Source organism: Streptomyces sp. NPDC050263 (assembly GCF_040655955.1).
GTDB lineage: Bacteria > Actinomycetota > Actinomycetes > Streptomycetales > Streptomycetaceae > Streptomyces.
Genome location: NZ_JBFAKW010000071.1, coordinates 33227 through 49544, shown reverse-complemented (window position 1 = coordinate 49544; position 16318 = coordinate 33227). Strand labels below are relative to the sequence as shown.

14 protein-coding genes are annotated in these 16318 nt (G+C 72.2%); 8 read left to right on the top strand and 6 right to left on the bottom strand.

The window, feature by feature from the left end; all coding sequences use genetic code 11:
* Positions 1-223: 223 nt before the first annotated feature.
* From AB0J04_RS28015 to speB, 3 genes are read right to left on the bottom strand one after another with little or no spacing between them, the layout of a single operon-like run.
* Entirely contained in the window at positions 224-904 is a 681-nt protein-coding gene (locus tag AB0J04_RS28015) for a maleylpyruvate isomerase N-terminal domain-containing protein (RefSeq protein WP_363171330.1), read from the bottom strand.
* 37 nt (positions 905-941) lie between these two features.
* On the bottom strand, positions 942-2624 hold the full coding sequence (locus AB0J04_RS28010; protein WP_363171329.1) for a thiamine pyrophosphate-binding protein: 1683 nt from the start codon (positions 2622-2624) through the stop codon (positions 942-944).
* Positions 2621-3589 carry an agmatinase gene (gene speB, locus AB0J04_RS28005; protein ID WP_363171328.1) on the bottom strand — a complete coding sequence of 323 codons (969 nt, stop codon included), beginning with the start codon at positions 3587-3589 and terminating at the stop codon, positions 2621-2623. The genes AB0J04_RS28010 and speB overlap by 4 nt, the downstream gene beginning before the upstream one ends.
* A gap of 178 nt (positions 3590-3767) precedes the next feature.
* On the opposite strand from speB, the gene AB0J04_RS28000 reads away from it, so the two are divergent.
* Together AB0J04_RS28000 and AB0J04_RS27995 are read left to right on the top strand one after the other, a co-directional pair.
* A complete protein-coding gene (locus tag AB0J04_RS28000) occupies positions 3768-5249 on the top strand; it encodes a helix-turn-helix domain-containing protein (RefSeq protein WP_363171333.1) in 1482 nt (493 codons plus the stop codon).
* Between the two features lie 67 nt (positions 5250-5316).
* On the top strand, positions 5317-6129 hold the full coding sequence (locus tag AB0J04_RS27995; RefSeq protein WP_363171327.1) for a phosphatase: 813 nt from the start codon (positions 5317-5319) through the stop codon (positions 6127-6129).
* Here AB0J04_RS27995 and AB0J04_RS27990 read toward each other — a convergent pair.
* The 3 genes from AB0J04_RS27990 to AB0J04_RS27980 form a co-directional block, all read right to left on the bottom strand.
* On the bottom strand, positions 6075-6992 hold the full coding sequence (locus tag AB0J04_RS27990) for an acyl-CoA thioesterase II (RefSeq protein ID WP_363171326.1): 918 nt from the start codon (positions 6990-6992) through the stop codon (positions 6075-6077). The genes AB0J04_RS27995 and AB0J04_RS27990 overlap by 55 nt on opposite strands.
* Before the next feature lie 35 nt (positions 6993-7027).
* Positions 7028-8185, bottom strand: a complete 1158-nt coding sequence (locus AB0J04_RS27985) for an acyl-CoA dehydrogenase family protein (RefSeq protein WP_363171325.1) — start codon at positions 8183-8185, stop codon at positions 7028-7030.
* 188 nt (positions 8186-8373) lie between these two features.
* Positions 8374-8967 (bottom strand): TetR/AcrR family transcriptional regulator, encoded by a 594-nt coding sequence (locus tag AB0J04_RS27980; protein ID WP_363171324.1) that lies wholly within the window; start codon positions 8965-8967, stop codon positions 8374-8376.
* Between the two features lie 105 nt (positions 8968-9072).
* On the opposite strand from AB0J04_RS27980, the gene AB0J04_RS27975 reads away from it, so the two are divergent.
* From AB0J04_RS27975 to AB0J04_RS27950, 6 genes are all read left to right on the top strand, one after another.
* Positions 9073-10689 carry a carboxyl transferase domain-containing protein gene (locus tag AB0J04_RS27975; protein WP_363171323.1) on the top strand — a complete coding sequence of 539 codons (1617 nt, stop codon included), beginning with the start codon at positions 9073-9075 and terminating at the stop codon, positions 10687-10689.
* A gap of 6 nt (positions 10690-10695) precedes the next feature.
* Complete coding sequence (locus AB0J04_RS27970) at positions 10696-12705, top strand: biotin carboxylase N-terminal domain-containing protein (protein ID WP_363171322.1); 2010 nt, start codon at positions 10696-10698, stop codon at positions 12703-12705.
* The gene (locus AB0J04_RS27965; protein WP_363171321.1) at positions 12702-13631 is read left to right on the top strand and encodes a hydroxymethylglutaryl-CoA lyase; all 930 of its coding nucleotides are present in this window, start codon (positions 12702-12704) and stop codon (positions 13629-13631) included. The genes AB0J04_RS27970 and AB0J04_RS27965 overlap by 4 nt, the downstream gene beginning before the upstream one ends.
* A gap of 6 nt (positions 13632-13637) precedes the next feature.
* Positions 13638-14798 (top strand): acyl-CoA dehydrogenase family protein, encoded by a 1161-nt coding sequence (locus tag AB0J04_RS27960; protein ID WP_363171320.1) that lies wholly within the window; start codon positions 13638-13640, stop codon positions 14796-14798.
* Positions 14799-14999: 201 nt separating this feature from the next.
* Positions 15000-16052: an ABC transporter substrate-binding protein gene (locus AB0J04_RS27955; RefSeq protein ID WP_363171319.1), complete on the top strand. Its 1053-nt coding sequence runs from the start codon at positions 15000-15002 to the stop codon at positions 16050-16052.
* 19 nt (positions 16053-16071) lie between these two features.
* On the top strand, positions 16072-16251 hold the full coding sequence (locus AB0J04_RS27950) for a hypothetical protein (RefSeq protein ID WP_363171334.1): 180 nt from the start codon (positions 16072-16074) through the stop codon (positions 16249-16251).
* Positions 16252-16318 lie beyond the last annotated feature (67 nt).

The window sequence follows — 16318 nt, the reverse complement described above, 5'->3', positions numbered from 1 at the left end:
TCTGGCACAACGACAAAACCGGGCAACCGATCAAACGGTCGCTGACCGCCTACGATCACTGACCGCAACGACACCCCTTGGACTCATTCATCTAGTCATTCCGCTGCCGGCCCACGAGCGGACGGGTCCACGGCGTCGGCGTGTCCGGGTCGCCGCCGGACGTGACGGCGCCTGCCTCGCTCTCTGGCGTGCATCGACCATGGCCGGACAGCGTGACGGCATGTCAGCAGCCGTCGGCGCCGTCGAGTCGCTCACCCCGGGGAGCGCCGTACCAGCGCCACTCGGTGCGGCGCGCATGCCCCGGCAGTTCTCCCCGCCCGGTGGCCCACAGCAAGGTGGGCCACCGGGCGGTGTCGTTCGGGGCGTCCGGGAAGAGACGTGCCAGTGCGCGGCCGCACAGTCCGGCGTCCGGCGCCCACTCCACCCCGAGCCCTGCGGCGACGTCGTGCAGGTGCACCAGCGTCTCGACGACGCCCATCGCGGCGAAGCCCTCCGGGTCGGAGGCGCCGAAGACATGGTGCGACCTGACGCTCGGCGCGGTCGTCCGCACCATGGCCGTCAGCAGAGCCCCACTGGCCTCCAGCACCTGCACCAGCCCGGCCACCCCAGCCGCCCGGTCCGCGAAGACGACGTTGGCCGGCCCGCCGGGCCGCTCCCGCCGCCACACGAAGGGGACTTCTCGGTCCGACGGCGGGTGCTCGGGCCCCAGTTGGGCGGCGTAGGCGAACAGGTCGTCGGCCAGATGCTCGACGGTCTCCCGGCAACTCCACTCCAGGGAACCGGCCTTGCCGTCCCAGTCGGCCCCCTGCTCCACCCCGCGCAGCGCGGCCGCCGCCAGCCGGACCGCGTACTGCACGTCGTCGGCGGTGACAGGGGATACGGGGGGTACGGGCGCTTCAGGCATGGCGGGACCGTATCAACGATCGGAGACGCGTCGGCGATCAGAGATGCGTCGGTGCGAACATCCGCAGGACCGCCGGGAGTACGACGACGGAGGGGCCCGGCTCGGACAGTGCCTTCCTCAGGTCCGCCTCCAACGTCTCCGCCGACGTCCGCACCCCCGGCACCCCGAACGACTCCGCCAGCGCCACATAGTCCGGCCGCGCCAACTCCGTCCCCGTCGTCTCGCCGTAGGCGTCCGTCATGTACTCGCGGAGGATGCCGTAACCTCCGTCGTCGACGATCAGCCAGGTCACGTTCAGGTGGTGCTGACGGGCGGTCGCCAGTTCCGCGATCGAGTACAGCGCGCCGCCGTCGCCGGAGACCGCGAGGACCGGGCGGGTGGGGTCCGCGACCGCCGCGCCCAGGGCCGCCGGGAAGCCGTAGCCGAGGCCCCCGGCGCCCTGGGCGGAGTGCATGTGGTTGGGGCCCTTGGCGTCGAACGCCGACCAGGCCCAGTAGGCCAGGATCGTCATGTCCCAGAAGGACGGGGAGTCGGTCGGCAGCGCCGCTCGCACCGACGCCAACACATGCTGTTCCAGGGTGAGTTCCTGGGCCGCGATACGGTCGGCCACCTTCGCCAGGACCTCGCGGACGCGCTTGGGCGCGGAAGGGTCCGGCCGCTCGGACACCGTCTCCAGCAGTGCCTGCAGTGCGAGGCGGGCGTCCGCGTGGATGCCCAGCCCCGGGTGGTTGGACTCCAGCTTGCCCAGGTCCGCCTCGATCTGGATGACGCGGCCACGCGGCTTGAACGTGTGGTAGTTCGAGGAGAGTTCGCCAAGTCCCGAGCCCACCACCAGGAGTACATCCGCGTCCTCCAGGAAGTCCGTGGTGTGCCGGTCCTCGATCCAGGACTGGAGGGAGAGCGGGTGCTTCCAGGGGAAGGCGCCCTTGCCGCCGGGGGTGGTGACCACGGGGGCCTGGAGCCGCTCCGCGAGCTGGCGCAGCTTCTTCGACGCGTCCGCGCGCACCACTCCCCCGCCCGCGATGATCGCCGGGCGGGCGGCGGTGGACAGCAGGTGTGCCGCCACCGCCGTCAGTTCGGGGCGGGGCGGGAGTTCCTCCGGGAAGGCGTCGCCGCCCGTCACGACCGGGATCGCGGTCTCGGCCAGCAGTACGTCCTGCGGGATCTCCACCCACACCGGGCCGTGCGGGGCCGTCAGCGCCGACTTCCAGGCCGCCTCGATCGCGGACGGGATCTGGGACTGGGCGCGGACCGTGTGGACGGACTTCACCACGCCCCGGAAGGAGGCCGACTGGTCGGTGAGTTCGTGGAGGTAGCCGTGCCTGCCGCCGCCCAGGCCCGGCGTCGGGATCTGGCTGCTGATGGCCAGCACCGGCGCGGAGGCCGAGGCCGCCTCCTGGAGAGCCGCGAGGGAGGTCAGTGCTCCCGGGCCCGTCGAGAGGAGCAAGGGGGCGGCCTCGCCCGTGATCCTGCCGTACGCGTCCGCCGCGAAGCCCGCGTTGTTCTCCACGCGCAGGCCGATGTAGCGGAGCGAGGAGCGGCGCAGGGCGTCGAACATGCCCAGCGCGTGCTGGCCGGGCAGGCCGAAGACCGTCGTCGTGCCGAGGGCGGCCAGGGTCTCCACGACCAGGTCTCCGCCGATGCGGCCCGGAGGGGGGTTCAGGGCCGCCTCCGTCTGGGCGGGCGTCGGGCGGAGTTCCAGGTCGTGGTCGTGGGTCACTTCGGGCGAGCCTCTGCAATCTGGCGGGACATGATCGTGGTCAGTTCGTACGCCGTGTGGGACGCGGCCACCGACGTGATCTCCGCGTGATCGTACGCGGGGGCCACCTCGACGACGTCCGCCGAGACCAGGTTGCAGGACGCCAGGCCGCGCAGGATCTCGAGCAGTTCGCGGGAGGTCATGCCGCCGGCCTCGGGGGTGCCGGTGCCGGGGGCGTGCGCCGGGTCCAGGCAGTCGATGTCGATGGAGATGTAGAGCGGGCGGTCGCCGATGCGCTGCCGCAGCTGGTCGGCGATCTCGTCGGCCCCGCGGCGGTAGACGTCCGCCGACGTGACGATGCCGAAGCCCATCTTCTCGTCGTCGGTCAGGTCCTGCTTGCCGTACAGCGGGCCGCGTGTGCCGACGTGGGAGAGGGCCTCGGTGTCGAGGATGCCCTCCTCCACCGCCCGGCGGAACGGCGTGCCGTGCGTGTACTCCGCGCCGAAGTACGTGTCCCAGGTGTCGAGGTGGGCGTCGAAGTGGAGCAGGGCCACGGGTCCGTGCCGCTTCGCCACCGAGCGCAGGAGCGGGAGCGCGATGGTGTGGTCGCCGCCGAGGGTCATCAGCCGGGCGCCGGTGCCGAGCAGGTCGTCCGCCGCCGCCTCGATCGTCTCCACGGCCTCGTGGATGTCGAACGGGTTCACCGCGATGTCGCCTGCGTCCGCGACCTGGGCGAGGGCGAAGGGGGAGGCGTCCTGTGCGGGGTTGTACGGCCGCAGCAGCCGGGACGCCTCGCGGATCGCGTTGCCGCCGAAGCGGGCGCCCGGGCGGTAGGAGACGCCGGAGTCGAAGGGCACGCCCACGACCGCGACGTCGGCGCGGCCGACCTCGTCGAGACGGGGCAGTCGGGCGAAGGTCGCGGGGCCCGCGTACCTCGGGATGCGGGAGGAGTCGACGGGGCCGCGGGGCGTCTCGTTGCCGCTCATGGTCGTATGCCTTCTTTCGCACGCTTCGTCGCCTGGTCCGACTTCGAGCGTAGGTGGCGGGAGAGCCGACACGAAGTGTACGTTTCCGCCATCTGTGGGTCATGCAATGGAGGGAACGTACATCGTGACGGAGCAGTCTGCCGTTCCCCTCACCCCACCCGTGCCGCTCACCCCACCCGTGCCGCTCACCCCACCGGTGCCGCTCACCCCGCCGGTGCCCCTCGCCGCCCTCCTGGCCCGTGAGGATCTCGCCCTGCGGCAGATCGCCGGGCCCGCCGCTCCCGGCGTCGTGCTGCACGGGGCGCACGCCTCGGAGATGACCGACCCGTACCCGTACCTGCTGGGCGGCGAGCTGCTGCTGACGGCGGGGGTGCATCTGCCGGACGTCGCCGAGTGGGACGCCTACTTCGACGACTACGTCACGCGGATCGTCGCCGGCGGCGGCGCGGCCCTCGGGTTCGGGGTCGCGCCGGTGCACGACACCGTGCCGGGGGCGCTGGTCGACGCCTGCGAGGCGCAGGGGCTGCCGCTGCTGGAGGTGCCGCCGCGGACGACCTTCGCGGCCGTCGCCCGTGCGGTGTGGCAGCTGATGGAGCGCGCCCGCACGGCCGAGCTGCGCCGGGTGACGGAGGCGCAGGCGAGTCTCGCGGCCGCCGCCTCCCGGCCGGACCCGGTCCCGGCCGTCCTGCGGCAGCTGGCCCAGCGGATCGCGGGGCGCGCGGTGCTGTACGGGCCGGAGGGGACGGAGATCGCGGGGGCGGGGCAGGCGTCCCCGGACGACCTCCCCCTGGCCGGCCTCGCCCGTATCCTCACCGCCCGTGTCCCGGCCGCCCCCACCGCGACCGCGACCGCCAGCGACACCGCGCCCTCCGGCGCCCACCTCGCCGCCTACGCGCTGGGCGCCGGTCAGGGGTTCGTGCTCGGGGTCGCGGCGCCCCGGCGGGACCCCGGCGACCACACCATCGCCTCCGTCGCCGCCGTCCTGCTCTCCCTTCTCACCGGCGAGCAGCAGAGCGGCTCGGGCGCGGCTCGCTCCTCGGCGCTCGTCCGGCTGCTGCTGGGCAGCGCGCCCGACGAGGTCGCGCCGCTGCTCGGCCGGGAATCCGGTCAGCCGTGGCTCGTCGTGCACGCCCGGCCCGATGCGCAGACGCCCGGCCCGGTGGCGGCCTCGGCGCTCGGCACGGCGCTCGGGTCACCGCTGGTGGACCTGGCCGCCGACGTCGTCCGGGTCCTCGTGCCGGCCGACCGGGCGCCGGGGCCGCAGCCGGGCTGGACCCTCGGCGTCAGCGCGGCCGCGGAGCCCGCCGACTGGCCGGCCGCCGACGCGCAGGCGGCCCGCGCGCTGGCCCGGGCCCGCGCCACCCGCGCGGCTCTCGTCCGGCACGGTCGCGGCGCCGGTCTGCTCGACCTGTTGCCGCAGGACGAGGCCCGCGCCCACGCCCGGACGCTCCTCGCCCCGCTCGCCGCGAGCGCCCCGCTCAGCGAGACCCTGCGCGCCTGGCTCTCCCTGCACGGCAGCTGGGACCGCACGGCGGTGGCGCTGTCCGTGCACCGCAACACCGTGCGGCAGCGGATCGCCCGCTGCGCGACGCTGCTGGGGACGGACCTGGACGATCCCGACGTACGGATGGAGCTGTGGTTCGCGCTCAGAAATCAGTGAGTGACGCGTGTCCCAGCGGCCGGAACAGCCAAGACGCGCACAGCCCGCTGCCCCCACAATGGAAACCATGCCGATACCCGGGACGCCAAGCCGCGCCGAACTCGTCGACCACCTCGTCAGAACCCGTATCGCGGGTGATGTCGCCACACCGCGCGAGAACAACCTCTCCCACTACCGCCAACTGGCCAACGGCGTCCGCAACTTCTGGCTCGGCCTGGAACTCGGCGACCGCTGGAGCGACGAGCAGGACGTGCTCGCGGTGATGGCGGAGCGGGTCGGCGTGAACGACGATCCCGAGTACCGCCACGGCCAGGACACCATCGACCCCGAGTTGACGGTCGACGGTCTGGACCGGCTCGCGGCCCGGCTGCGCAAGGCGGCCGAGGGACGGCAGCGGGTCCTCTTCGCCACCGGCCACCCCGGCGGCCTCCTCGACGTGCACCGGGCCACGGCCGCAGCCCTGCGCGCGGCCGGCTGCGAGATCGTCGTCATCCCGGAGGGGCTCCAGACGGACGAGGGGTATGTCTGGCAGCTGGCCGACGTGGCCGTCCTGGAACACGGCGCCAGCCTGTGGCACACCCACTCCGGCGAGCCGATGAAGGCCATCCTCACCGCGCTGGAGCGCGAGGGCCGCCCGCTGCCCGACCTGGTCGTCGCCGACCACGGCTGGGCGGGTTACGCGGGCCGGCACGGCGTCGACTCCGTCGGGTACGCCGACTGCAACGACCCGGCGCTGTTCATCGCCGAGGCGGAGGGCACCGTCCAGGTGGCGGTCCCCCTGGACGACCATGTCGTCAGCCCGCGCCACTACGACCCGATGGTCGCCTACCTGCTGGCCGAGGCGGGCCTCGGCGAGGAAGAGGAATCCGAGCAGGACTGACGGGGAGCTCGGACCACGCCTTCCTGGATCACCGACACCGCGAGGCGGCCGTCCTGCGTGTAGATGCGGGCCTGGCCGAGGCCGCGGCCGCCGTGCGCGGACGGCGACTCCTGGTCGTACAGGAGCCATTCGTCGGCGCGGAACGGGCGGTGGAACCACATCGCGTGGTCCAGGGACGCCCCCACCACGTCGCCGACCGCCCAGCCGCCGCGGCCGTGCGCGAGCAGAACCGAGTCGAGGAGCGTCATGTCGGAGACGTAGGTGGCGAGGACGACGTGCAGCAGAGGGTCGTCGGCCAGCTTGCCGTTGGCGCGGAACCAGACCTGGGAGTGCGGCTCGCGCGGCTCGCCGTACCGGCCGTACGGCGGCTCGTCGACATAGCGCAGGTCGACGGCCTGGCGCGTCTCCAGGAACTTCTCGACGATCTCGGGCGGGAGGTGGTCGTAGCCGCGCAGCCGCTCCTCGGAGGTGGGGAGGGTGGCCGGGTCCGGGGCGGGCGGCATGGGGGCCTGGTGCTCGAAGCCCTCCTCGTGCCGCTGGAAGGAGGCGGACAGCGCGAAGATCGGCTGTCCGTGCTGGACCGCGAGGACCCGGCGCGCGGTGAACGAACGGCCGTCGTTCATCCGGTCGACCGTGTAGACGATGGGCGCGCCCGGGTCGCCGGGGCGCAGGAAGTACGCGTGCAGGGAGTGGGCGAGACGGTCCTCGGGGACCGTCCGTCCGGCGGCGACCAGCGCCTGGGCCGCGACCTGCCCGCCGAAGACGCGCGGGACGACGGCGGAGCGGGACCGGCCGCGGAAGATGTTCTCCTCGATCTGCTCGAGGTCGAGCAGATCGAGGAGATCCTGAAGTGCCTGGCTCATGCGGCCATTTCTACTGTTCGGTAATTACCGGGACCTTACAGACCCATGTCCTTCGCGATGATCGACTTCATGATCTCGCTGGTGCCACCGTAGATGCGGTTGACGCGGTTGTCCGCGTACAGGCGGGCGATCGGGTACTCGTTCATGAAGCCGTAGCCGCCGTGCAGCTGGAGGCAGCGGTCGATCACGCGGTGCGCGACCTCGGTGCAGAACAGCTTGGCGCTGGCGGCCTCGGCCGGGGTCAGCTCACCGGCGTCGAGGGCCTCCGTGGCGCGGTCGGCGACGGCCTCGGCCGCGTCCACCTCGGCCTGGCAGGCGGCCAGCTCGAACTTGGTGTTCTGGAACGCGGCGACGGGCTGGCCGAAGACGACGCGGTCCTGCACGTACTGCTTGGCGAACCGGACGGCGGCCCTGGCCTGCGCGTAGGCGCCGTAGGCGATGCCCCAGCGCTCGGAGGCGAGGTTGTGGCCGAGGTAGTAGAAGCCCTTGTTCTCCTCGCCGAGGAGGTCCTCGACGGGCACCTTGACGTCGACGAACGCCAGCTCGGCGGTGTCGGAGGTCTTCAGGCCGAGCTTGTCCAGCTTGCGGCCGACCGAGTACCCCTCGGCCTTGGTGTCCACGACGAAGAGGGAGATGCCGTGCCGGCGGTCCTCGGCGGTGGGCGCGGAGGTGCGGGCGCAGACGATCATGCGGTCGGCGTGCACACCGCCGGTGATGAAGGTCTTGGAGCCGTTGAGGACGTAGTGCGTGCCGTCCTCGGAGAGCTTGGCGGTGGACTTCATGCCAGCGAGGTCGGAGCCGGTGCCCGGCTCGGTCATCGCGATCGCCCACATCTCCTCGCCGGAGACGAACTTCGGCAGGAAGCGCTTCTTCTGCTCGTCGGTGGCGAGCAGCTTGATGTAGGGCAGGCCGAGCAGCACGTGCACGCCGGAGCCGCCGAAGGAGACGCCCGCGCGGGCGGTCTCCTCGTAGAGGACGGCCTCGAACTTGTAGGAGTCGATGCCGGCGCCGCCGTACTCCTCGTCGACGCGGATGCCGAAGACGCCGAGCTCGGCGAGCTTGTAGTAGAAGTCGCGCGGCGCCTGGCCGGCCGCGAACCACTCGTCGTAGACCGGAACGACCTCGGCCTCGATGAAGGCCCGCAGGGTCTCCCGGAACGCCTCGTGATCCTCGTTGAACACCGTACGGCGCACCGCCGGCCCCTCTCTGCGCCTAAACCGGCGCCGCTCTCGCGGATGTGGTTGCCCGCCGTCGGGGTTGCTCAATCGATGGTCACGACCCCATGGCTAAGCGCTTGCTCATGAACCGTACCGGCGAGTAGGCGCAGGCGTCCAGAGGCGTTTGGCCCGCCCGGCCGTAACGCTCGTCACTCCGACGGCCGTCACTCCCCGGCCGCCGCGAAGGCCCCCCGCGCCATCCGGTGCAGCAGCCGCGCCGTGGCCGTGCGGCCCGGCAGGGAACCCGGTCGGCCGAGGTGCGGGGTGGAGTTCAGCAGGCCGAAGACGGAGTGCACCGCGGAGCGGGCCGCGGGCTCGGCGAGGCCCGGGTACAGGGCACGCAGGGCCTCCACCCACAGCTCGACGTACTGCCGCTGGAGCTGGCGGACCAGCTTGCGGTCGCTGTCGCGCAGGCGGTCCAGCTCACGGTCGTGCAGGGTGATCAGGGGACGGTCGTCGAGCGCGAAGTCGATGTGCCCCTCGATGAGCGAGTCGAGGACCGCCGCCGCAGGCCCCCCGTCGGCCTCCGCCAGGCGGCGCTTCGCGCCCGTCAGGAGCTGGCCGCTGATGCCGACCAGCAGCTCCGCGAGCATCGCGTCCTTGCCCGGGAAGTGCCGGTAGAGCCCCGGGCCGCTGATGCCGACCGCGGCCCCTATCTCGTCGACCCCGACCCCGTGGAACCCGCGCTCGGCGAACAGCCGCGCGGCCTCCTTGAGGATCTGCTCGCGGCGGGTGGGGGCGTCGGTTCTCGTGGCCATGGAGGCAATTCTAGACAGGGGCGTTAGCGGTCGTTAACCTGGAGGAAATGGTTAACGCTCATTAACAGGCGATCACTGGGTGAACCGGGTGAGGGGACCGCGAGGATGGAACAGGCACCGGAGCTGACGAGCGCGGCAGATCCCGCCTCGCAGGCCTGGCAGGCCAACGAGCAGGCGCACCGCGCGCTCGTGGACGAGCTGCACGGCAAGCTCGCCGCGGCCCGCCTCGGCGGCGGGGAGAAGGCGCGGGCGCGGCACACCGCGCGGGGGAAGCTGCTGCCCCGGGACCGGGTCGACACCCTGCTGGACCCCGGGTCGCCGTTCCTGGAGCTCGCCCCGCTCGCCGCCGACGGGATGTACGAGGGGCAGGCCCCGGCCGCCGGGGTCATCGCGGGGATCGGGCGGGTCGGCGGGCGCGAGTGCGTGGTCGTCGCCAACGACGCCACCGTCAAGGGCGGCACCTACTACCCGATGACGGTGAAGAAGCATCTGCGCGCCCAGGAGGTCGCCCTCGAGAACCGCCTCCCGTGCCTCTACCTGGTCGACTCCGGGGGCGCCTTCCTGCCCATGCAGGACGAGGTGTTCCCGGACCGGGAGCACTTCGGGCGGATCTTCTACAACCAGGCCCGGATGTCCGGGGCCGGGATCCCGCAGATCGCGGCCGTGCTGGGCTCGTGCACGGCCGGCGGCGCCTACGTCCCGGCCATGAGCGACGAGGCGGTCATCGTCCGCGGCCAGGGCACGATCTTCCTGGGCGGGCCCCCGCTGGTGAAGGCCGCCACCGGCGAGGTCGTCACCGCGGAGGAGCTGGGCGGCGGCGAGGTGCACGCGCGCGTGTCGGGCGTGACCGACCACCTGGCGGAGGACGACGCGCACGCGCTGCGGATCGTCCGGAACATCGTCGCCACGCTCCCCGCGCGCGGGCCGCTCCCCTGGGCGGTGCGGCCGGCCGTCGAGCCCAAGGTCGACCCCTACGGGCTCTACGGCGCCGTCCCCGTCGACTCCCGTACCCCCTACGACGCACGCGAGGTCATCGCGCGCGTGGTGGACGGCTCCCGGTTCGCGGAGTTCAAGGCCGAGTTCGGGCAGACCCTGGTCACCGGCTTCGCCCGGATCCACGGCCACCCGGTCGGCATCGTCGCCAACAACGGCATCCTGTTCTCCGAGTCCGCCCAGAAGGGCGCCCACTTCATCGAGCTGTGCGACCAGCGCGGGATCCCGCTGGTGTTCCTCCAGAACATCTCCGGCTTCATGGTCGGCCGGGACTACGAGGCCGGGGGCATCGCCAAGCACGGCGCCAAGATGGTGACGGCAGTGGCGTGCACGCGCGTGCCGAAGCTGACGGTCGTGGTCGGCGGGTCGTACGGCGCCGGGAACTACTCCATGTGCGGCCGGGCCTACTCGCCCCGGTTCCTGTGGATGTGGCCGGGGGCCAAGATCTCCGTCATGGGCGGCGAGCAGGCCGCGTCGGTCCTCGCGACCGTGAAGCGGGACCAGTTGGAGGGGCGCGGGGAGTCCTGGCCGGCGGAGGAGGAAGAGGCCTTCAAGGCCCCGATCCGCGCCCAGTACGAGCGCCAGGGCAACGCCTACTACGCCACGGCCCGGCTCTGGGACGACGGCGTGATCGACCCGCTGGAGACCCGCCAGGTGCTGGGCCTGGCCCTGACCGCCTGCGCCAACGCGCCACTGGGCGACCCCCAGTTCGGCGTCTTCCGGATGTGAGGACCCATGTTTGAAACGGTGTTGGTGGCCAACCGGGGCGAGATCGCCGTCCGGGTCATCCGCACGCTCCGGGCGCTCGGCGTGCGCTCGGCAGCCGTCTTCTCCGACGCCGACGCGGACGCCCGGCACGTCCGGGAGGCCGACACGGCGGTCCGGATCGGACCGCCGCCCGCCGCGGAGAGCTATCTGTCGGCCGAGCGGCTGCTGGAGGCCGCGGCCCGCACCGGAGCCCAGGCCGTCCACCCCGGGTACGGCTTCCTCGCGGAGAACGCGGCCTTCGCGCGCGCCTGCGAGGAGGCGGGGCTGGTCTTCATCGGGCCGCCCGCCGACGCGATCGCCCTCATGGGCGACAAGATCCGCGCCAAGGAGACCGTGCAGGCCGCAGGCGTGCCGGTGGTCCCCGGCGGGCGCGACCCCGACCTGGCCGAGGCCGCCCGCGAGCTGGGCGCGCCCGTGCTGCTCAAGCCGTCGGCGGGCGGGGGCGGCAAGGGCATGCGCCTGGTGCGGGATCTGTCCGTGCTGGACGAGGAGATCGCCGCCGCCCGCCGCGAGGCCCGCGCCTCCTTCGGCGACGACACGCTGCTCGTCGAGCGCTGGGTGGACCGCCCCCGGCACATCGAGATCCAGATCCTGGCCGACGGCCACGGGAACGTCGTCCACCTCGGCGAGCGCGAGTGCTCGCTGCAGCGACGGCACCAGAAGGTCGTCGAGGAGGCGCCGAGTGTGCTGCTCGACGAGCCGACCCGGGCCGCGATGGGCGCGGCGGCGGTCCAGGCGGCGCGCTCCTGCGGGTACCGGGGCGCGGGCACGGTGGAGTTCATCGTGCCGGGCGTCGACCCGTCGTCCTACCACTTCATGGAGATGAACACCCGGCTCCAGGTGGAGCATCCGGTGACGGAGCTGGTCACCGGGCTCGATCTGGTGGAGTGGCAGCTGCGGGTGGCGGCCGGTGAGCCCCTGTCCTTCGGGCAGGAGGACGTCCGGCTGACCGGGCACGCGGTCGAGGCGCGGATCTGCGCCGAGGACCCCGCGCGCGGGTTCCTCCCCTCCGGGGGGACGGTGCTGCGGCTGCGCGAACCGCAGGGCGACGGCGTGCGCACCGACTCCGGGCTCAGCGAGGGCACGGAGGTCGGCAGCCTGTACGACCCGATGCTGTCCAAGGTGATCGCCTACGGCCCCGACCGGGAGACCGCGCTCAGAAAGCTCCGGGCGGCCCTCGCCGGGACGGTCACGCTGGGCGTGCAGACCAACGCGGGCTTCCTGCGTCGGCTGCTGGCCCATCCGGCGGTGGTGGCGGGCGAGTTGGACACGGGGCTGGTGGAACGGGAGGCGGACGGGCTCGTCCGCACGGACGTACCGCCGGAGGTGTACGAGGCGGCGGCGGCCGTACGGCTCGACGCCCTGCGGCCCACGGGCGAGGGCTGGACCGACCCGTTCTCGGTGCCGAGCGGCTGGCGGCTGGGCGGCGCGCCCCGGCCCGTCGGCTTCCCCCTCCGGGTGCCGGGACTCGAACCCGTCATCCACGAGGGACACGGCACGCACACCGTCACGGACGACCGGGTCTGCATCACCCTGGACGGCGTCCGCCACACGTTCCACCGCGCCGCCGACTGGCTGGGCCGCGACGGCGACGCCTGGCAGGTGCGCGACCACGACCCGGTCGCCGCCTCCCTCGGCCGAGGGGCCCACGCGGGCGCCGACTCGCTCACCGCGCCCATGCCCGGCACCGTCACGGTCGTCAAGGTGGCCGTGGGGGACGAAGTGGCCGCGGGACAGAGCCTGCTGGTCGTCGAGGCGATGAAGATGGAGCACGTCATCTGCGCCCCGCACGCCGGCACGGTCGCCGAACTCGACGTGACCCCGGGCACGACGGTCGCCATGGACCAGGTACTGGCCGTCATCGCCCCAACAGAGGCACAGACACAGGCACAGGCACAGACACAGACAGAGGCAGAGGCAGAGGCAGAGGCAGAGGCACAGACAGAGGCACTGGCACAGACAGAGGAGGCCCAGTGACACTCCCCATGGTCGTACCGGCCCCGGAGCTGCCCGCGCGGGTGCGCATCCACGAGGTCGGCCCTCGCGACGGTCTGCAGAACGAGAAGTCGACCGTGCCGACGGCCGTCAAGGCGGAGTTCGTCCGCCGCCTCGCCGACGCCGGTCTCACCACCATCGAGGCCACCAGCTTCGTCCACCCCGAGTGGGTGCCCCAACTCGCCGACGCCGAGCAGCTGTTCCCGCTGGTCTGCGACCTGTCGGCGGAGCTGCCGGTCCTGGTGCCGAACGAACGCGGGCTCGACCGTGCCTTCGCGCTGGGCGCGCGCCGCGTCGCCGTGTTCGCCAGCGCCACCGAGTCCTTCGCGAAGGCCAACCTCAACCGCACGGTGGACGAGGCGCTGGCCATGTTCGAGCCGGTGGTGGCCCGGGCGAAGGCCGAGGACGTGTGGGTGCGCGGCTACCTCTCCATGTGCTTCGGCGACCCCTGGGAGGGCGCGGTCCCGGTCGACCAGGTCGTCCGGGTCTGCCGCGCCCTGCTGGACCTGGGCTGCGACGAACTGAGCCTGGGCGACACGATCGGCGTGGCCACCGCGGGGCACGTCCGGTCGCTGCTGACCGCGCTGAACGAACAGGGCGTGCCCACGGGCGCGTTGGCCGTGCACTTCCACGACACCTACGGCCAGGCGCTGGCCAACACCCTCGCCGCGCTCCAGCACGGCGTGACCACCGTCGACGCCTCGGCGGGCGGTCTCGGCGGCTGCCCCTACGCGAAGTCCGCCACCGGCAACCTCGCCACCGAAGACCTCGTGTGGATGCTGCAGGGCCTCGGCATCGACACCGGGGTCGACCTCGGCCGTCTCGTCGCCACAAGCGAGTGGATGGCCGAACGACTGGGCCGACCCAGCCCGTCCCGCACCGTCCGCGCCCTCTCCCACCAGGAGTGAACGACCATGGACCACCGCCTCTCCCCCGAGCTGGAAGAACTCCGCCGCACGGTCGAGGAGTTCGCGCACGACGTCGTCGCGCCGAAGATCGGCGACTTCTACGAGCGCCACGAGTTCCCCTACGAGATCGTCCGCGAGATGGGCCGCATGGGCCTGTTCGGGCTGCCGTTCCCCGAGGAGTACGGCGGCATGGGCGGCGACTACCTCGCCCTCGGCATCGCGCTGGAGGAACTCGCGCGCGTCGACTCGTCGGTGGCGATCACGTTGGAGGCGGGCGTCTCGCTGGGCGCCATGCCGATCCATCTCTTCGGCACGCCGGAGCAGAAGCGTCAGTGGCTGCCGCGGCTGTGCTCCGGCGAGTTGCTGGGCGCGTTCGGCCTGACCGAGCCGGACGGCGGCTCGGACGCGGGAGCCACCCGGACGACGGCCCGTCGCGACCCCGACACGGACGAATGGGTGATCAACGGCACCAAGTGCTTCATCACCAACTCCGGTACCGACATCACCGGGTTGGTCACGGTCACGGCGGTGACCGGCCGGGGGCCGGACGGCCGGCCGCTGATCTCGGCGATCATCGTTCCGTCCGGCACCCCGGGCTTCACGGTCGCGGCGCCCTACTCCAAGGTCGGCTGGAACGCCTCCGACACCCGCGAGCTGTCCTTCGCCGACGTCCGCGTCCCGGCGGCGAACCTGCTGGGCGAGGAGGGCCGCGGGTACGCGCAGTTCCTTCGGATCCTCGACGAGGGCCGCATCGCCATCGCGGCCCTGGCGACCGGGCTGGCGCAGGGCTGTGTGGACGAGTCGGTGAAGTACGCCAAGGAACGCGAGGCGTTCGGTCGTCCGATCGGCGCGAACCAGGCGATCCAGTTCAAGATCGCCGACATGGAGATGAAGGCCCACACCTCCCGTCTGGCCTGGCGGGACGCGGCCTCACGGCTGGTGGCCGGCGACCCCTTCAAGAAGGAGGCCGCCCTGGCGAAGCTGTACTCGTCGACGATCGCCGTCGACAATGCCCGCGACGCGACCCAGGTCCACGGCGGCTACGGCTTCATGAACGAGTATCCGGTGGCCCGGATGTGGCGCGACTCCAAGATCCTGGAGATCGGCGAGGGCACGAGCGAGGTGCAACGGATGCTGATCGCCCGCGAGTTGGGACTGACGGGCTGACCCGGACGGGCCCCGCACGTCTTCGCTTCCGCGGGGCCATCGGCGATCTCATATCTGAAACAGCCTCCCGAAACCCTCCACGCCTTCAATACACAGGTATGACACAGAGAGCGGGCACCCCTGGACATGAGCTTAGGTTAGGCTAACCTTCGTTCCGAATCGTCCCCGGGTGATCCACCCCGTTCGAAGGTAGCCAGACACATGTCCAACGCCAGAGCCGCTCGCCCTACCCGCCGCGGCATCCTCGCCGCAGGCGGCGCCCTCGGCCTCGGCGCCGTGCTCGCCGCCTGCGGGGACGACGACGCGAGCAGCGGCGGCTCGCAATCGGCGGCGGCGAGAGCCTCGGCCAAGTCCGGGCCCTGGACGTTCAAGGACGACCGCGGCACCACGGTGAAGCTCGACAAGATCCCCGCGAACATCGTCGCCTTCACCGGCGTCGGCGCCGCCCTCCACGACTACGGCATCCAGGTCAAGGGCGTGTTCGGCCCGACCACGACGGCCGACGGCAAGGCGGACGTCCAGGCCGGCGACATGGACGTCACCAAGGTGACGGTCCTCGGCAACGTCTGGGACGAGTTCAACGTCGAGAAGTACGCGGCCCTCGCGCCCGACGTGCTCATCTCCACCATGTTCGACAGCGCCGGCACCCTCTGGTACGTCCCCGAGGCCTCCAAGGACAAGATCGCGAAGCTCGCTCCGAGCGTCGGGGTCTCCGTCTACGACCGCCGGCTGACCGCTCCGCTGGAGCGCATGTGGGCGCTGGCGGAGTCCCTCGGCGCGGACCTGACGACGACCGCCGTCACCGACGCCAAGAAGAAGTTCGAGGACGCGGCCGCCCGTCTGCGCGCCGCCGCGAAGGCCAAGCCCGACATCAAGGTGATGGCCGGTTCCGCGAGCGCCGACCTGTTCTACGTCTCCGGCACCAACCTCTCCATCGACCTGGAGTACTTCAAGGCCCTCGGCGTGACCTTCGTCGAGCCGCCGGAGAGCGCGAAGGCACAGGGCGGTGGCTGGTACGAGTCGCTGAGCTGGGAGAACGTCGACAAGTACGCGGCGGACATCATCATGATGGACGATCGCTCGTCGACGATCCAGCCTTCGGCGATCACCGAGGCGACGTGGAAGAAGCTGCCTGCGGTGAAGGCCGGGCAGGTCATCGCCCGGTCGCCGGAGCCGATCCTGTCGTATGCGAAGTGCGTGCCGCTGCTGGAGAACCTCGCCGAGGCTCTCGAGAAGGCGAAGAAGGTCGCCTGAGACAGGGTGACTTGAGGTTGTGGGGTGGCTGCGGGTCCGGTTGCGGCTGGGCGCGCAGTTCCCCGCGCCCCTAGAGTTCGCGCTGTCCTGCCTGAACCGCCTCCAACTGCGCGACAACGAGCAGATGGTGGACCTGGCGGACCCGTCGGGCGCCCTCCAGCTGATCGGAACCCTGAAGAATCCCGTCACGGGGTTCTGATCACAGCGGACGGCTCCCCGGGTACGGTCCCCGGGGAGCCGTCCGCCTGTGCTCGCTCGCCCCGTCA